A 16,394-nucleotide genomic window follows, 5' to 3' on the forward strand; every position below is an offset into this window, starting at 1 on the left:
TCTTAATCATCCTGTCACTAACGCTGCCTATAATTTGAACCTCTCCAATAACGCTAAGAGGCAATTCCTATGAAGAGCTTAAACAACAATCCCTGTGATGTTTCGCGATGTGTAGCGGGGCCCGTGGTGTCATTATTAGTAGCCTTGTCAGCCGCAAACGTAATGGCGGCGAATAATGCTCCTTTAATGGAGCAGGGTATCCAGTTCGGTGATCCGGCGCCAGGACGGGCTATGATCTGGAGCCGTTCCGACCGTCCGGCCCGCATGATGGTGGAATACGCGTTCAACGAGCAATTCGACGATTCGCAAACTGTCAAAGGCCCTTACGCGCTGGAGAGCTCCGATTTTACCGCGCGCCAGGACTTGGTCGGCCTACCCCCAGGTGAGGATGTTTACGTTAAAGTCTGGTTCGAGGACTTGACCAATGCCCGCGCCAAAAGCGAAGCGGTAACAGGCCATTTTCATACGATTGGCAAATATGACAACATTCGTTTCATCTGGGGCGGCGATACGGCAGGCCAAGGCTGGGGCATTAACGAAAGCTTCGGCGGCATGAGAATCTATGAAGCAATGCGTCAGGTCGAGCCGCAGTTCTTCATTCAAAGCGGCGACAGCGTGTATTCCGACGGCCCTATTCCTGACAGCAAACCGGCCGAAAACGGTCAGATATGGACTAATCTTGTCACCCCGGAAGTCAGCAAGGTCGCCGAAACTCTGGACGAATTCCGCGGCCGCTACAAATACAATCTGCTGGACGAAAATTTGCGCCGCTTCAATGCCGAAGTCCCGCAAATCTGGCAGTGGGATGATCACGAGGTCGTCAACAACTGGTCGGACGCCAAAGACCTGGGCCAGGACGCCCGTTATACCGTCAAGGATGTGCCACTCTTGATTGCCCGCGCCGCCAAGGCTTTTCATGAGTACGCACCGCTGCGCCCGCATGATGCCGAAGAACCCGACCGCATCTACCGGAAGCTCTCTTATGGCAGATTACTCGATGTGTTCGTCATCGATATGCGCAGTTACCGCGGGCCAAACACCGGCAACCTACAGACCGAAGAAGGTGTGGAGACCGCTTTTCTGGGTGAAACCCAGCTCGCCTGGCTCAAAAACGAATTAAAGCGCTCCCGTGCGACATGGAAAATTATTTCAGCCGATATGCCTATCGGTCTCAACATTGGCGACGGTACCGACGCTCAAGGCAAGGCACGCTGGGAAGCTATCGCCAACGGTGACAACGGTCCGGCCGTCGGCCGCGAGCTGGAGATCGCCCGTCTGTTGAGCTTCATCAAGCATGAAAGTATCAACAATATCATTTGGCTGACTGCCGACGTGCATTATGCCGCCGCCCACTATTATGATCCTGCCAAGGCTGGAACCAGGGACTTTGCCCCGTTCTGGGAATTTGTGGCCGGCCCGCTTAATGCCGGTTCTTTCGGACCCAACAGCACCGACGGCACTTTTGGTCCACGCGTGGTATTTGCCAAAGCTCCGCCTGCGGGCCAAGTCAACCTGTCGCCTTTTGCCGGCCTGCAGTTCTTCGGCGAAGTTAACATCGATAGAAAGAGCCGGACTTTGACTGTCGATCTGAAAGACATCGACGGCAAGATCGTATTCAGCAAGACCCTGGACAGCGAGGCCAATAGCTTTTTGTCCGGTAACAACTTTCACCCCATCCATATCCCTGGCGCAGACCGAAGTCATGTACATCCTTTCGTTGCGAGGCGGGAAGCCGATTAGTCCCGAAGCGATAGGACCGGGCGATTTCACGAAGCGTCTTTCGTGTAGTGAAATTGCCCAGCATTCGGGCAGCTATTGCACACTCAGTTATGCCCCTCGTTGAAATAAACGAGGGGCAACAGAGCCTGTCCCGAGCATAGTCGGGCGCTGTAGGCATTGGCGGTCGCGTCAAGTTTTGCTGCTTGCCTGGGCTGGGATGACCAAAACAGGCTTTCGCTAAAATAGCGACCCTCCGCCTAGTGGTTAGCTGCGTTATTACCAGCTTGGCTGACCTGAAAGCAATGGTATAAATGGAGTAAGGCAACTCGGGAGCATCATTAAATAAGCCGGATACTGTTTTTATCAATGCTGATCAATTTTTTCTTATACAAAGCGCCGATAGCTTGCTTGAATACTTTCTTGCTGACGCCGAATGCAGCATAAATGGCTTCCGGCGGACTTTTATCGCTCAACATCATCACGCCGTGGTTTTCCTGAAGCCTGGCTAAAATAGTATCGGTCAGCGACTCGACTTTGCCATAGCCAGGCTGATAGAGGCTCAGATCAATTTTATGATCGTCTCTGATCTGTTTAATATAGCCTTCCAACTTTTGACCTTTGCTTAACGGTTGAAACAGCTCATTTTGATAAAGCATGCCCCAATGAGTATTATTAACAATGGCTTTAACGCCCAGCTCTGTTTTATCGGCGATTAGCAAGGACACTTTCTGGCCGGCTTTAAAATACACTGATTCATCTGAGAGGAAACCATCAATCCTGGTGGTGGCGGCAAGGCGCTTTTTGTCATCGAGGAACACTTTGACCAGATAGTATTTGCCGACCTCCATTTCATGACGCTGCTCGCTGAACGGTACCAGCAGATCTTTCGGCAATCCCCACTCCAGAAAAGCACCTGCATAGTTAAGCGCCGCCACTTTCAACCAGGCAATATTACCCACCTCGGCCAAAGGCGTTCTGACGGTAGCGGCCAGATGTCTTTGCCATAAGTTCGCCGGCCGCGTATCAGAGCGGCTAACATCGGGCTCGCCTGCGGAAAGACGAGCCGGTAGGTCATAATCGACATAAACAAATACCTCCAGCACATCGCCTACCTGGCAGTTTTCGGGTAATTTTTTGTCCGCCAGCAGAACTGTTGATGTTCCATTGCCCAGATAGATATTAGCCCCCTGGCGTTTAACCACCTTCAGCTTATTGAGTTTGCCGATAGTTATCATTTCCAGAATACGCGTTAGAGGATCGGAGCAGCATGATTCCAGCTTTTATCATTCAACTGGTAATAACAAACCGTACGGCATCGAGTCTTAGCTGGGCTGCCTGAATATTTTCATGAGCCAGCAGGGTTATATCCTTTAGCTGTTCAATTTCTTCTGTTTTAATCGTCGGATTAACCTTTTTCAGTCTGACCAGGCGCTTTATCTCATTAGTTAAAGATGCCAGCATGGCTTTAGTCGCATCTGCACATATTCGCTGCATATCGGCTTTGGCTTTTTGTTCAGCCATATTCAAAATTTTGGTAATAGGGACACGCTGATTATTAAGAAATGTCACAATTTGTTGTTCATCAAAAGTAATCCCGGTCTCTATCAAGCTGCGATGAGGGATTGATTCCGTTAAATCTTTCTGATATTGGTCAATCAGTACCCGAATGGGCGTGGCAGGCAGAAACCGGCCGATTTGAAATTCGGCAGGCGCGCTGCATTCAACAATAAATAAACATTCCAGCAAAAATTGCCCGGCTTTAATATCCCTGTGCCTGACGACGGATACGGTTGCATTGCCGGTTTCACTCGATAGCACAAGATCCATGGCTGCTATTACCATAGGATGTTCCCAGGTCATAAACTGCAATTCTTCCCGCGCCAAGGCTATCTGTCTATTGACAGTAACGGTCATGCCATCTTCCGGCAAACCGGGAAAATGCGACACCCGCAGATGATCGCCCGGGCGGATAATAAAGCAGTCCGCAGAGTGGAACTCGGTTTCCACTCCGTAGCATTCAAAGACATTTTCCATGTAGGGCCACAGCGTGCCTTCTTTCTCGTAGGCATTTAGCTGATCGATAAGCGCATCGGCCAACTCTTTACGGCAGGAGTTCAATTCCAGCAATTGATCACGGCCGTTATGCAATTGCGCCTCTAGTTCCGCATTCAGGGCTTCGGTTTTAACTATAAAAGCATCAATTTCGGCCTGATTTTGCTTTTGTAATAGTGCCGCCAGTTCATCATGCAGAATTTCTGCAACACGGGCGCCGGCCGGCGTATTACTGCGAAGGGCATTCAGACCTTCGTCATACCATCGATACAATATTTCCTGTGCGGTGTTTTGCAAATAAGGGATATGAATCTTGATAATGTGCTTCTGGCCTATGCGGTCAAGCCGACCTATGCGTTGTTGCAGCAGATCAGGATTGGCGGGCAAATCAAACAGGATCAGGTGATGGGCAAACTGAAAATTCCGGCCTTCGCTGCCGATTTCGGAACAGATCAATAGCCGCGCCGAACTTTCCGGATCGGCAAAATAAGCGGCCGCACGGTCCCGCTCGATAATCGTCATTCCCTGGTGAAACACAGCCGCTGCAATGCCGTTGCGGTTTCGCAGGGCTTGCTCCAGATCAATAGCGGTTTGAGCCTGTTTACAGATCAGCAAGGCTTTTTGACCGCCTAGTTGTTTAATTTTTTCGACCAGCCAGGCAAAACGCGGATCCTGCTGCAAATCTTCGTCATTTTGCTGTCCGCTTAAGGCATAAGCATAGCGTTTGCGCTGCGGAAAACCCTGCACAGTTTGGCGGGAATTCCTGAATAAAATCCGTCCCGTGCCATGATGATCGAGCAATACTTGAATCAGCGCCTCGCGCGCTGCAGCCGATTTCGCCTCATTGTTCAGATCTTTCAGCAAACCTTCCACATTGTCATTTTTAAGCAGCTTTGTTAATAATGCCGCCGCTTTTTCATCCAATGGTTTTTCAGCCAGCAATAATCTGGCTGCATTCGCGACCGGCTCAAAAAGCCGCTCTTCTTCAAGGAAAGCCGCGAAACTGTAAAAGCGATCCGGATCAAGCAATCTTAATCGGGCAAAATGGCTTTCCTTGCCCAATTGCTCTGGTGTCGCCGTCAACAATACCAGGCTGGGAGAAATCCGGCCGAGTTGTTCAACAAAAAGGTAGTCAGGGCTGGCGGCATGCTCGCTCCATTCAAGATGATGAGCTTCATCCACAATCACCATATCCCAGCCGGCTTCTATAGCCTGACTTTGCCGGGGCGGATATTTTGCAAAAAAGCCCTGGCTGCATAACACCAGTTGCTCATTTAAAAACGGATTACTGGCGACTGCCGCATCGATCTGCGCCTGTATGTCAGCCGGTACGGCATTATCCTCGACATCTTCAGAAAAGATGCCGTCATCACCGAGTTCTTCAAGACAGCGCGCCTCATCAAAAATACTGAAACGCAGGTTAAAGCGCCTGAGCATTTCCACCAACCACTGATGCAGCAGACTTTCCGGCACGATAATCAGCACCCGCTTACTGAGCCCGTTAATAAGCCTGTGGTGCAAGATCAGTCCTGCTTCAATAGTTTTTCCCAGCCCGACTTCGTCAGCCAGCATAATTCGCGGGGCGGAACGGTTAGCAGCTTCGTAAGCAATGAACAGCTGATGAGCTATTAGCGAGGTTCTGCCTCCCAGTAAACCTTTCACTGGGGACTTTTGATGTTGTTGCAATCTGTGCCATGTTTCATAGCGCAGCAAAAACCATGAGCCGGGATCGATTTGACCGATAAACAGCCTATCCTGGGGTTTATTGAACTGAATATGATGATTCAGTTCTATCTCATTCAACTCAACTTCCAAACCTGCCTCATCTTTGCCCACATAGGTGATCAAACCATCCTGCTCGATTACCTTGTTTACTGTCAGCCTGATTTCGTCAATAGACTCAATAGTATCGCCTTCTGAAAAGATGACGCGCGTTAACGGGGAGTTATCTCTGGCGTAAATACGCCTTTCATCACTGGCCAAAAAAAGCACAGTAACCCGATTGAAAGCCACCTCCAGAATAAGACCTAAACCAAGTTCCGATTCGGTATTACTAATCCAGCGCTGTCCGGGAATAAAATTTTCCATTTGTTGATATGCCATTTAGGGAGTGAAGGAAAATCGCTATTATAAGCTTCGACAATGAGTTGTTACGGCAATTAAATTATTCTTATAACTATCACGCTATAGTGTCCGGCTGCGGATTTAGGTCAGATGATTGCCGGTATTTCCTGCTTCCAGGCTCAAGGGACTGGCATGAAGCACAGTGTCAGTTTTTAACCCGCAGCACTAAATAAACTCCTTTTTGTTCATGTTTTGTATAAGTATTATTTGACAATATCCCGCCAGCTTGCTACAGTCCGACGCCGTAAAAGTAAAATTGTTCATTGGTATTACTTAAAACTAATCATTTGATATTTTGTCTATTTATTGGTGAATATTCCATGTCCTATCTATTGATAGCACAGTCATCTGTAATTGCATATCCGGAATTAATAAAGCGGATTTTGAGGACGGGGAACCATGATTTATTCAAATAAACCTGTGTCAGAGATAGAAAAAAAGCTGATTGCCGCCCGCAATTACTCTGTAAGGGAAAAAGCTGGCAGTAATATGAACAGCAATCCGGACAATAGCGGAACCAGTAATTTTAAAATTGCGCACAATGCGGAAAAGGCTAAAACGCAACTGGTCAGCGCCTTATCCCCTACGGCTTTAGGGCTGCCTTATGCATATGAACAAAACCGTTACATAGCGGGGCAGACAAATGCGTCATTACTTTCTGAATGGACTACATCTATAAACTATTACTTTTCAGCAAGCCGACCGGCATATCAATCCGGTACAAATAATGATGAGTATAATAATAAAAAGCACAATCCCGTTACGGCGCTGCAGTACCTTCTTTTTTATTTCGAGCATTTCTGGCTAACTTCAAGGCAACAATTAGCAGCGGCCAAATCGGAATGGAGGCTGCTTATAGGCAGTCAGCACAAAAGCGGATTTTCAGATGTTAATGACCTGGGGCAGGAAGGTCAAACCGGCTTGTTAAAAACAATTGGCAGGCTGCACTATCCTTTGGGCTTTCATTTTTTTACCTATGCCGAGTCCAAACTCTAAAAAAATGCTTAATCAAGTCCAAAAAAAGTTAAATTCGCGTGAGAGAAAGAGAATTTTCTCTCCTTTTGGCATTAATTCTGCTTTTGAAAAGATATTGCAGGAACTCGGCGAGGCGCTTAACCTGAACTGCGAATATGTCAGGCAGATTCAGATAATAGCTTTCAATAAGATAAAGCTCGGTTATGGCGAGCACTTAGTGGGTTTTCTATACAAGTTGTTTGTGCCTGTAGCTATTACGCAAAAAGATATTCGCCCTGTTAATAAAATGAATTATTGCCTGGAGCGTAATGTCTGTCTTGACGGCCCTATACTGACCAAGTCGTGGGAGAAGCCAATGTCGGCAGTGAATGAAATGACATTTTCAATGGCTCTGGCGTTACTATTCGGCTATATGGAGGGGAATTTTACCGTGCAGGTAAAAGTGCGAGCGGTTAAATTCAAATCAGGGAAAATTATCGGTTCGTGTTTTAAGCACCCTTTGCATTTTAAAATGCCGCTTATCACAGACCTAAGAAAATCCAATAACAAAGTTTTAGTACAGGATTTGGACACGGAACATTTTTTAACCGCAAAATGGGTACCGTAAGAGAATATTACATGACGGTTGGAGTTGATTTTTTCCCGGTCCAAGCTTTTGTCGCAAGTCATAAAGGACGCGAAGCAAGGTGAACTCAGCAATTGCACCATAAAGGAGCCAATAATCAAAACACGCCCGGAAATGCGCGGTATTTAAGGCAAAATACGATAAGCCTAACGGTTAAACCGTCGATTCCCATGCAAAAGGACCTGAAATTTTGCCCTGAATTTAAGCTTGAGCGCTTTTAAAAATGTTTAAGAAAAAATGATGTGATTGTGCTGAACCCGAATTTTGAATTTTTCAGATATTACGGGAGCCAAAACGAATTATCTATTATGAGAAGGCGACGAGATGGAGGCGTCGAATTTGTGAGAGACTTAACCCTTATGCAACTCAACATTAGTGACCAGACTCTGCATGGTCCGGAGATTTATTATGAAGAAATATATATTTAATATGCTGCTTTGGGGAGTTGTGTTGACCGGTGCATTCCTGGTGTTCAACCGGGTAAATTCTACGCCTACTTTGCAGGACTCATTAGCTTATTCCGAATTTATCAATAAAGTGAAACAAGGTCAAATCGAGCGGGTGGAGATGAGTGGTCAAATGATCAAGATTCGCACCTCGGATGGTCAGAACTATGAAACCTTCAATCCAGGCGATCCACACCTGATTGATGATCTTCTTGCCGCCAGAGTCCAGATAAGAACATCGCCGCCGGTGCAACAATCATTTCTTATGCAGGTATTCATATCGTGGTTTCCCATGCTACTGTTAATTGTAATCTGGATTATCTATATGCGCAGAATGCAAGGGGGCGGAGGTGTAGGTAACAACATGAATTTTGGCAAAAGTAAAGCCAAAATGCTGGAGCAAGACAAACTTACCGCTAATTTTGACGACGTAGCAGGTTGTGAAGAAGCTAAAGAAGAAGTAGCGGAACTGGTGGATTTTCTATCAGACCCAACGAAATTCCAAAAACTCGGGGGACAAATACCGCGCGGGATTTTAATGGTAGGGCCTCCGGGAACAGGTAAAACTCTGCTTGCCAGAGCCATTGCCGGGGAGGCGGGAGTAAAATTCTTCATTATTTCCGGTTCTGACTTTGTTGAAATGTTTGTCGGTGTGGGTGCGTCAAGGGTCCGGGATATGTTTGCCCAGGCTAAAGAACATGCGCCTTGCATCATATTCATTGATGAAATTGATGCAGTCGGCCGCCAAAGAGGTGGAGCAGGCTTGGGCGGCGGAAATGATGAAAGGGAACAAACCCTCAATCAGTTACTGGTGGAAATGGATGGATTTACCGGCAATGAAGGGGTTATCGTCATCGCCGCGACTAACCGTGCCGATGTGCTGGATAAAGCCTTGCTCAGACCGGGGCGTTTTGACCGTCAGGTCAATGTCGGTTTACCCGATGTAAGGGGCCGTGAACAAATCCTGAATGTTCATATTAAAAAGGTGCCGGCTGCCGCCGATGTTCAATTGAAATATATAGCCCGCGGGACGCCCGGATTTTCAGGCGCCGATCTGGCCAATATTGTTAATGAAGCAGCGCTTTTTGCGGCTCGCTCCAGCAAGCATGAAGTTACCATGAGCGATCTTGAAAAAGCCAAGGATAAAATTCTCATGGGTGCCGAGCGCCATACGATGGTCATGACTGAAGATGATAAATTGTTAACAGCCTATCATGAAGCAGGCCATTGCATAGTCGGGCAATCATCTCTCGATCATGATCCGGTATACAAGGTCAGCATTATGCCTAGAGGCAGAGCGTTGGGCATAACGATGTTCCTGCCGGAAAAGGATCAATACAGTGCCAGCAAGCGCAAACTGGAGAGCCAAATTGCCAGCCTGTTTGGCGGCCGAATCGCCGAACTCATGATATATGGGGGCGATCGTGTTACTACCGGGGCCTCCAATGATATAGAGCGCGCTACCGAACTGGCCCGGAGCATGGTTACACGCTGGGGATTTTCGGACAAACTTGGCCCATTAGTCTATGGCGAGGAAGACGGTCAGCCATTTATGGGTCACCCAGGTACGCAAGGCAAGGCCGTATCCATTAATGTCGCGCATATGATCGATGAAGAAATCCGTTCAGTGATCGATCGCAACTATCAGCGCGCAGAAAACATTTTGCGGGAAAAGATCGATATCCTTCATAAAATGGCCGAAGCATTAATGAAATGGGAAACTATAGACAGCTCGCAAATCGAAGATTTATTGGCAGGAAAAGATCCCCGGCCGCCAAAGGATGAAAAAGATCTATCAACCAGGACTGATTTTAAAAAGCCTGATAAACCGGATGTTAAACCAGCAAATACCAATATAAACAAACCTGCCGGACAAGTTTGAGGTGCGCTCATTTGGGGGTTTTAAAAAGCCCCCTTCTTTTTTTTGGCTTCAATTACTCTCTGTTTCATCGCTTCGAAATGTTTTTTACTCCAATATCTTCCAGAGCTGCCTGTCTGTTAATGACTTTATGAAAATTCTTATTGGGACGAAATATTTTCCTGTCTCTCTCCCGGCCTTGACAAGACAGAAAGGACAGGCCTGCAATAAGTGCAGTCAGAAGTTAATTCTTCGCATGTTTGTCTTATAATATCAGCCATGAGCACAACGAGCAGCCAGCAAATGGCGGCCCTTGCCCTGCAAATTAAACAATGGGGGCAAGAACTGGGCTTTCAGCAGGTCGGCATAACCAATACTGAATTAGCGCAGGCGGAAGCTCACCTGAAAAACTGGCTGAACAAAGACTTTCATGGCGAAATGGATTATATGCAGCGCCACGGCAGCAAGCGCAGCAGACCTGTCCTATTACATCCCGGCACCAGGCGTATTATTTCCGTGCGTATGGATTATCAGCCGGAATCCGGCGCTGCCATGAACCGGACCTTGTCCGATCCCTTTTCGGCCTATATTTCACGCTATGCTCTGGGCCGGGATTATCATAAAATGCTGCGCAATCGCTTACAAAAACTGGCCGATAAGATTGAATATGAGCATGGGCACTTCGGTTACCGTGCTTTTGCAGACAGCGCACCGGTTTTGGAAAAGGCGATCGCTGAAAAAGCCGGCCTCGGCTGGATTGGCAAGCATTCCAATTTAATTAACCGCAAAGCGGGATCGTGGTTTTTTCTGGGGGAAATTTTTACCGATCTGCCTCTTCCGACCGATACGGTTGCCGCTGCACACTGCGGTTCCTGCACGGCCTGTCTGGATATTTGCCCGACTCAGGCGATTGTCGGCCCCTATCAGGTTGATGCCAGACGCTGTGTATCCTATCTGACTATTGAATTGCATGGCGCCATTCCTGAAGAGTTAAGGCCGCTGATCGGCAACCGCATCTATGGCTGCGATGACTGCCAGCTCATCTGTCCATGGAACCGATTTGCCAGAATAACCGGCGAAAAGGATTTCAGCCCCAGGCACAAGCTGAATACCCGGCAGTTGCTGGATGTTTTCGCCTGGAACGAACACGAGTTTTTAACCAAAACCGAAGGCTCGGCGATACGCCGGATCGGCTATGACCGCTGGTTGAGAAATATTGCCGTAGCATTAGGTAATGCGCCTGCCTCGCCGCGTATTATCGCGGCATTAATAAACAGGCTTTCTCATCACTCGGAAATGGTTAGAGAACATGCACAATGGGCGCTAGATCGTCAGTTAACGAAGCGCCCGGATGAGACATTGTTTAGCAAACAATGTTGAGTAATATTTTATCGTTATCCTTTCCTTTATTTAGGCACTTTTTAATAATAAGCGCAATCATTGCTCACTAAAGCCGGATAATCAGTCTATTTTTTTCACCGACCTACATTTTTTTATGGGTTGCAGGCTGACGGGAAAAAGATTCCCAAAGATTTAAAGTAGAATCAAAGATCATTTATATTACTACTGTGGAGTGATAGTGATGATAAACGTGTCCTTGTGCCCGGCCTGTATCGCTCAAACGCTTGTGCTGTTGCTTGGGGCTAATGGGGCGCCCATCTTGATCCGTGATGTGTTAAAAGAACGTTTCAATATGCCGGTAGACATGGGGAAACGAATGCAGGACGGCTATCCCTTATTTGGCCGCAGCAAAACTTGGTGCGGAATTATTGCCTCTCTGGTGATAACGGCACTTGCCGCTTTGGCTATGAATTTGTCGCTTTTTACCGGCGTTCTTTTCAGTTTGACGGCCATGTCGGGAGATTTATTATCCAGTTTTATAAAGCGCAGACTGGGCTATAGCGAAAGCAGTCGCGCCCGTCCTATTGATGTGATTCCTGAATCTTTTTTGCCTGCACTGGCTTTGCATTTACAAATTGGTCTTGGCTGGATGGATATTTTAGCGGTAGGAGTTATTTTCTTTTTGGCTCAATTTTTTCTTTCTCCTGTTCTTTACCGGCTGCGCCTCAAGAACCGGCCCTATTAATGAAGGATGGGTTGCACCCTGACAGAACCGGCGCTAGAGTTAGGTTTTTATTTTTAACCGGTTTAATAAATATAACTGAGGCAGGCGTTTTATGAAAATCACTTTTTACTGGCCGGGTTTGATAGCGGCATTGTTCTGTATGGCGGTATCGGCGGCGGAGCTTGACCGGCTCGCAATAGAAAAACAGCTTGCAAAAGCCGATAAGAATCACCTGGCAGACCTGCGCCGAAAAGACCTGACCGGCCTCGATTTATCGGGCCTGGATTTCACCAAAGCCGATCTGTGGGGCTCGGACATGCGCAATGCCGACTTAAGCAACAGCAATCTGTCTGGCCTGAATCTGGATTTGACAGTCATGTCAAAAATCAATCTCTCAGGCGCCAATCTATCCAACACCAGCATTTTCGGCGTCCATATGGGCAGTGCAAATCTTAGTCATGCCAATCTCAGCGGCAGCCGGTTTATTGCCAACCTGGATCGGGCAAACCTTAGCCATGCAAATCTGTCCCATGCCAACTGGGGCGTGGATATGAAAAACCAGCCTATGGGTTTGATGCGGGTTAGTCTGAACAACGCGAATTTATCACAAGCCGATCTATCCGGTGCCAATCTCAATCGCGCTTTGCTTCGTCATGCCAAGCTTTTGGAAAGTATATTGAAAAATACCGTTCTGTTTGCGGCTGATCTTGCCGGGGCTGATTTATCCGGCGCTGATTTATCAGGAGCCGACTTATCGGCCTGTAATCTTGAGGATACCAATTTTGCCGGGGCGAATCTGGCCGGTACCCGATTTAAAGGCGTTAAAAACAAGTCTGCCCTTAAAGGCATAGATGCCAGCAAAAATCTCGAAGCAGCTATTTTTGAATAAGCAATAAGGAAACCTCCCGTTAGGAATGAAGCCAATGATCGGAGCGAGGTGCGCCCTCCCCCATCGGCGCCGGCGAAAACACCGCGGCTTAGCCGGCTTCAGCACTCTGTGGCCTTAAGGCCGAGGCCTGAAACCGGCAAGGCAATTTGATTAAAACCGGAGACTGGAAAGTCTTATGCGTTAATAAACCCGTAATTGTTTCTGCCCGAAACAGTTCAGGCAAAAAACTTGCTGACATTAGTCACCGTTTTATATATTCCCCAGGACAGCGGAAGAATTACCACTGTCCAGGCTGCCAGGACTATTAGCGGGTGGCTGCGCCTGTGAACTTCAGAAATCGGTTCCTCAATTCCTTCATGGTCTGTGATTTCAGCTTCGACTATTTTCTCATGCGCAAGGTGTTTTTCTTCAGCCAGCTCGTCATCGCTCATGAACCATTTATCCGCCACGGGGCGGATCAGTAGATTGCAGATCAAGCCAATCATCAGCATGCCGGCAAGAATATACATAGTCTGGTTATAAATCTGCTCGCGCGGAATGCCGAGGCTTAACTGATATTCGCGCATGTAATTGACAATTACGGGCCCGAGAATGCCGGCCGTTGCCCAGGCTGTCAGCAAACGTCCATGAATCGCCCCAACCATTTGCGTGCCGAATAAATCAGCCAGATAGGCAGGCGCGGTGGAAAAACCGCCGCCGTACATGCTCAGAATAACGCAAAACGCCGCTACAAATAACAGCTTGCTGCCCGCATTAGCACTGCCGGGAACACTGATGTACAAAAGGCAACCCAGCACAAAAAAGACACTATAAGTCAGCTTGCGGCCCATTTTGTCGGACAAGCTGGCCCAAAAGAAGCGGCCGCCGATATTAAACAGGCTCAACAAGGCGGTAAATCCTGCGGCAACAACTGCAATCGCGGCCAGTTGAGGTTTACCCAGTTCGCCATAGGTTTTAGCCACGCCAATCAGGCGGCCGCCAAACACTTCCTGCAGCATCGGCGATGACATGCCGATCACGCCAATCCCTGCGCTCACATTCATGCATAGCACCATCCACAACAGCCAAAACTGCTTGATCCGCCAAACATCTTTTACATGTATATGGCGCTGGGTAATCATCCTGTTATTAATATGGGCGGCCGGCAAGCTCCAGCCGGCTGGTTTCCAGCCTGTTGCGGGCACGCGGTAGCTTAAAGCTCCAGCCATCATGAAGATGAAATAGATGCTCGCCAGAACTATAAGCGTTTGCATAACACCAACATTAGTTGGAGTAGCGAAATGCTTCATCAGTTCGGCAGCCAAGGGCGAGCCAATCATTGCGCCGCCGCCAAAACCCATGATTGCCATGCCTGTCGCCATGCCGCGGCGATCCGGAAACCATTTAATCAGGGTAGATACCGGCGAGATATAACCCAGCCCCAGACCGATTCCACCGATTACCCCGGAGCCCAAAAGCAGCATCCAGAACTGATGTAAATAAATGCCCCACGCTGAAAACAACATGCCCCCGCACCAGCACAAGGCGCTTACAACGCCTGCTCTGCGCGGTCCGACATGTTCAAGCCAGCCGCCCCAAATGGCAGCCGATGAACCCAGAAGCACAAAAAACAGGGTATACATCCAGCCCAGCGTGGAAATTTTCCAGTCACAGCCGGTTACTATAAGCTCCTGAAAAAAATTTACGTCCGGCCCGCATTTAATGCTGTCTTTAATACCTACGGCTTTGGATAAAGGCAACCAGAAAACTGAAAAGCCATAGGCCATTCCTATGCATAGATGAATAGCCAGCGCAGCCGGAGGAACCAGCCAGCGGTTATAACCTGGACCTGCGATGATGCGTCGTTTATCTAAAAAACCTGTCGATCTATTGGCCATAGTGCTTTGTGGTTTTATGAAATGAAAAATAATTCCCATGATTGACAGCTCTTAAGGAAGCCCAAAAAGATTGAATTTATAAATTGTCAAGGATGACGTTAAATCCGTCAACTGCATAGATGCTGATAATTCCAAACTCAAAGTATTCAGGCAGCGGATTGATTGTCTGGATAACACACTAACCGGGAAAAAACTCTATTGAGCCAGAATTCTGTCTTTGACGAAATTCGTCCCGTCTGGAAATCCTGGAAATCAGAATGGCTGCTGAATTTCAAAGCTGCCAAACTTTTTATAGTGGCGTTTGATGCGAAGATAAATTCTTAAACAGAAAGATAATTTCGGAAGCATTAAAGGTGCTGATTTTCGAGTTGTGGAAATAGACAATGATGATGTTTTTTGACAGTAAAATGTCATTACCTAGCGAACTCTTAAGGATCACATCTTTATCGTCGCTATTAATCAACTGCCTGGTAAAAATACCGGTTAAGAAAACAGGCGGCCTGATTACCTTCGAAGCACTGAGAGGAGCATGGTTTAGAATTGCAACAATCGCCATTAACGGGACAGTGTGAAATATTTTTATGAATATCATCATCCGGATTTTCCATTCGTAGCTTTAGGCGGGCGGCCCCTTACAGTAGTTAAACAAGAGCCTTCTGCAGCGAGCAAGGCGCCGCTGTCTGTACCGTGAAGCCGCAGCTTATTCCTTATCCTTCATAACCAGGATAGGAATGCGTTTGGCATCAAAATTAGAGTTTGAGGATAGAAACTTCCACGCCTCGTCAGGCGTTAATAATTGAAGCGCTGTAGAATTTTTTTTACCCGTGTTCAAAAATTCACCTGCTTCCGCCAGCAATTGCATAAATAAACCGGGCGAAGTGAAGGCCAGAGTCAGCGCATTCACATGCGAGAAGCTGCTCCCGACCAGCGACGGCAATAATTGTGAAGTCCTGACCTCATGACTCAGGACGATTTCATGAATGCAGCAGGCAAGTATTCCATCCACTGCTATAGGATAATTTGCCGTTGCCGCATGCACCCAGACACGAACTTTCGAAGTCTTGTTTTCGGCAATGACTAACTCGGCAATGTCAGATTGTCTGGTATCAATAGCGGATTCCCCGTCCTTTGTCTCTAATACCAGCAGACGCGTTTCATTGACACTATATTGCAACGGTCTGGCGCCCAGCCAGTTTCCGACAGTATATACGGCCAAAGCCGGGGCGCCGGCTTCTGCATCAATCAATACCGTCTCGCCTGCGGCCACGCGGGCTATATGGGACAGGGCATAATAGGCAGGAATAATGGTCGTCATCAGGGTGACAATTTCTTCATGGGCCCATGACTGAAAGTTTGCTATCGGGAAAAGCCGATAACACGGACAACTGACATATAAAGCAGGCATTCCTTCGGCAGCAACTATAACGCTCTCGCCTATTCGCCAATTGCTGACTTCATCACCCAGGCTATATATGATGCCGGTAGCAAAAAAGCCGGAAAACTTCTTTTTAAAAATGCCGCTGTGCTTGTCCAGCCTGACGCCCGTCAAATTGATACAATCTAGTTTAACCCACACTTCGTTCACTCGAGGTTTTGATCCGGGTAGAGCTGAAAATAAAGGGCAACCGTCTTCTTTCAGGCAAAGCTCATTTCTTTTCGGGCCCTTGAACATGAGTTCCGGTTCGGTAGCGGTCAAATCGCTTGGCGGCGCAAGCGGCTCAAGCCGCTGCCTGGAATATCTATGTTCCGGTACATTCATCTTGG

At 47.7% G+C, this 16,394-nt stretch carries 11 protein-coding genes; 7 read left to right on the top strand and 4 right to left on the bottom strand.

Translation table 11 applies throughout. From position 1 onward, the window contains the following. Positions 1-69 precede the first annotated feature (69 nt). Positions 70-1,740, top strand: a complete 1,671-nt coding sequence (locus HUX64_RS03775; RefSeq protein WP_174624907.1) for an alkaline phosphatase D family protein — start codon at positions 70-72, stop codon at positions 1,738-1,740. Between the two features lie 317 nt (positions 1,741-2,057). On the opposite strand, the gene HUX64_RS03780 is transcribed toward HUX64_RS03775, so the two are convergent. Together HUX64_RS03780 and rapA are read right to left on the bottom strand one after the other, a co-directional pair. After that, positions 2,058-2,954: a CvfB family protein gene (locus HUX64_RS03780; RefSeq protein ID WP_174624908.1), complete on the bottom strand. Its 897-nt coding sequence runs from the start codon at positions 2,952-2,954 to the stop codon at positions 2,058-2,060. A gap of 52 nt (positions 2,955-3,006) precedes the next feature. Then, entirely contained in the window at positions 3,007-5,859 is a 2,853-nt protein-coding gene (gene rapA / locus HUX64_RS03785; protein ID WP_174624952.1) for an RNA polymerase-associated protein RapA, read from the bottom strand. A gap of 435 nt (positions 5,860-6,294) precedes the next feature. On the opposite strand from rapA, the gene HUX64_RS03790 reads away from it, so the two are divergent. The 6 genes from HUX64_RS03790 to HUX64_RS03815 all read left to right on the top strand — a co-directional run bounded on the left by HUX64_RS03790 (position 6,295) and on the right by HUX64_RS03815 (position 12,753). Then, positions 6,295-6,891 carry a hypothetical protein gene (locus HUX64_RS03790; protein ID WP_174624909.1) on the top strand — a complete coding sequence of 199 codons (597 nt, stop codon included), beginning with the start codon at positions 6,295-6,297 and terminating at the stop codon, positions 6,889-6,891. Between the two features lie 4 nt (positions 6,892-6,895). Continuing rightward, the gene (locus HUX64_RS03795) at positions 6,896-7,477 is read left to right on the top strand and encodes an SPFH domain-containing protein (protein WP_174624910.1); all 582 of its coding nucleotides are present in this window, start codon (positions 6,896-6,898) and stop codon (positions 7,475-7,477) included. A 426-nt stretch (positions 7,478-7,903) separates the two neighbouring features. Continuing rightward, positions 7,904-9,823 (top strand): ATP-dependent zinc metalloprotease FtsH, encoded by a 1,920-nt coding sequence (gene ftsH / locus HUX64_RS03800; RefSeq protein WP_174624911.1) that lies wholly within the window; start codon positions 7,904-7,906, stop codon positions 9,821-9,823. Positions 9,824-10,078: 255 nt separating this feature from the next. Further along, positions 10,079-11,179, top strand: coding sequence for a tRNA epoxyqueuosine(34) reductase QueG (gene queG, locus HUX64_RS03805; protein ID WP_174624912.1), 1,101 nt, complete (start codon positions 10,079-10,081; stop codon positions 11,177-11,179). Positions 11,180-11,381: 202 nt separating this feature from the next. Further along, positions 11,382-11,885 carry a CDP-archaeol synthase gene (locus HUX64_RS03810; protein WP_174624913.1) on the top strand — a complete coding sequence of 168 codons (504 nt, stop codon included), beginning with the start codon at positions 11,382-11,384 and terminating at the stop codon, positions 11,883-11,885. A gap of 91 nt (positions 11,886-11,976) precedes the next feature. Then, a complete protein-coding gene (locus HUX64_RS03815; RefSeq protein WP_174624914.1) occupies positions 11,977-12,753 on the top strand; it encodes a pentapeptide repeat-containing protein in 777 nt (258 codons plus the stop codon). 215 nt (positions 12,754-12,968) lie between these two features. Here HUX64_RS03815 and HUX64_RS03820 read toward each other — a convergent pair whose 3' ends face one another. Together HUX64_RS03820 and HUX64_RS03825 are read right to left on the bottom strand one after the other, a co-directional pair. Continuing rightward, positions 12,969-14,630, bottom strand: a complete 1,662-nt coding sequence (locus tag HUX64_RS03820) for an OFA family MFS transporter (protein WP_174624915.1) — start codon at positions 14,628-14,630, stop codon at positions 12,969-12,971. 700 nt (positions 14,631-15,330) lie between these two features. Then, positions 15,331-16,389, bottom strand: coding sequence for an MDR/zinc-dependent alcohol dehydrogenase-like family protein (locus tag HUX64_RS03825; protein ID WP_174624916.1), 1,059 nt, complete (start codon positions 16,387-16,389; stop codon positions 15,331-15,333). Positions 16,390-16,394: the final 5 nt, after the last annotated feature.

Origin of the sequence: Candidatus Methylobacter favarea (assembly GCF_902806695.1) — a bacterium.
In the GTDB taxonomy this organism is placed as follows: Bacteria; Pseudomonadota; Gammaproteobacteria; order Methylococcales; family Methylomonadaceae; genus Methylobacter_B; species Methylobacter_B favarea.

Bases quoted from the DNA above. Each gene is read 5' to 3' on its own strand.
- HUX64_RS03775 (WP_174624907.1), top strand. From the start codon at position 70: ATGAAGAGCTTAAACAACAATCCCTGTGATGTTTCGCGATGTGTAGCG.
- HUX64_RS03780 (WP_174624908.1), bottom strand. From the start codon at position 2,954: ATGATAACTATCGGCAAACTCAATAAGCTGAAGGTGGTTAAACGCCAG.
- rapA (WP_174624952.1), bottom strand. From the start codon at position 5,859: ATGGAAAATTTTATTCCCGGACAGCGCTGGATTAGTAATACCGAATCG.
- HUX64_RS03790 (WP_174624909.1), top strand. From the start codon at position 6,295: ATGATTTATTCAAATAAACCTGTGTCAGAGATAGAAAAAAAGCTGATT.
- HUX64_RS03795 (WP_174624910.1), top strand. From the start codon at position 6,896: ATGCTTAATCAAGTCCAAAAAAAGTTAAATTCGCGTGAGAGAAAGAGA.
- ftsH (WP_174624911.1), top strand. From the start codon at position 7,904: ATGAAGAAATATATATTTAATATGCTGCTTTGGGGAGTTGTGTTGACC.
- queG (WP_174624912.1), top strand. From the start codon at position 10,079: ATGAGCACAACGAGCAGCCAGCAAATGGCGGCCCTTGCCCTGCAAATT.
- HUX64_RS03810 (WP_174624913.1), top strand. From the start codon at position 11,382: ATGATAAACGTGTCCTTGTGCCCGGCCTGTATCGCTCAAACGCTTGTG.
- HUX64_RS03815 (WP_174624914.1), top strand. From the start codon at position 11,977: ATGAAAATCACTTTTTACTGGCCGGGTTTGATAGCGGCATTGTTCTGT.
- HUX64_RS03820 (WP_174624915.1), bottom strand. From the start codon at position 14,630: ATGGCCAATAGATCGACAGGTTTTTTAGATAAACGACGCATCATCGCA.
- HUX64_RS03825 (WP_174624916.1), bottom strand. From the start codon at position 16,389: ATGAATGTACCGGAACATAGATATTCCAGGCAGCGGCTTGAGCCGCTT.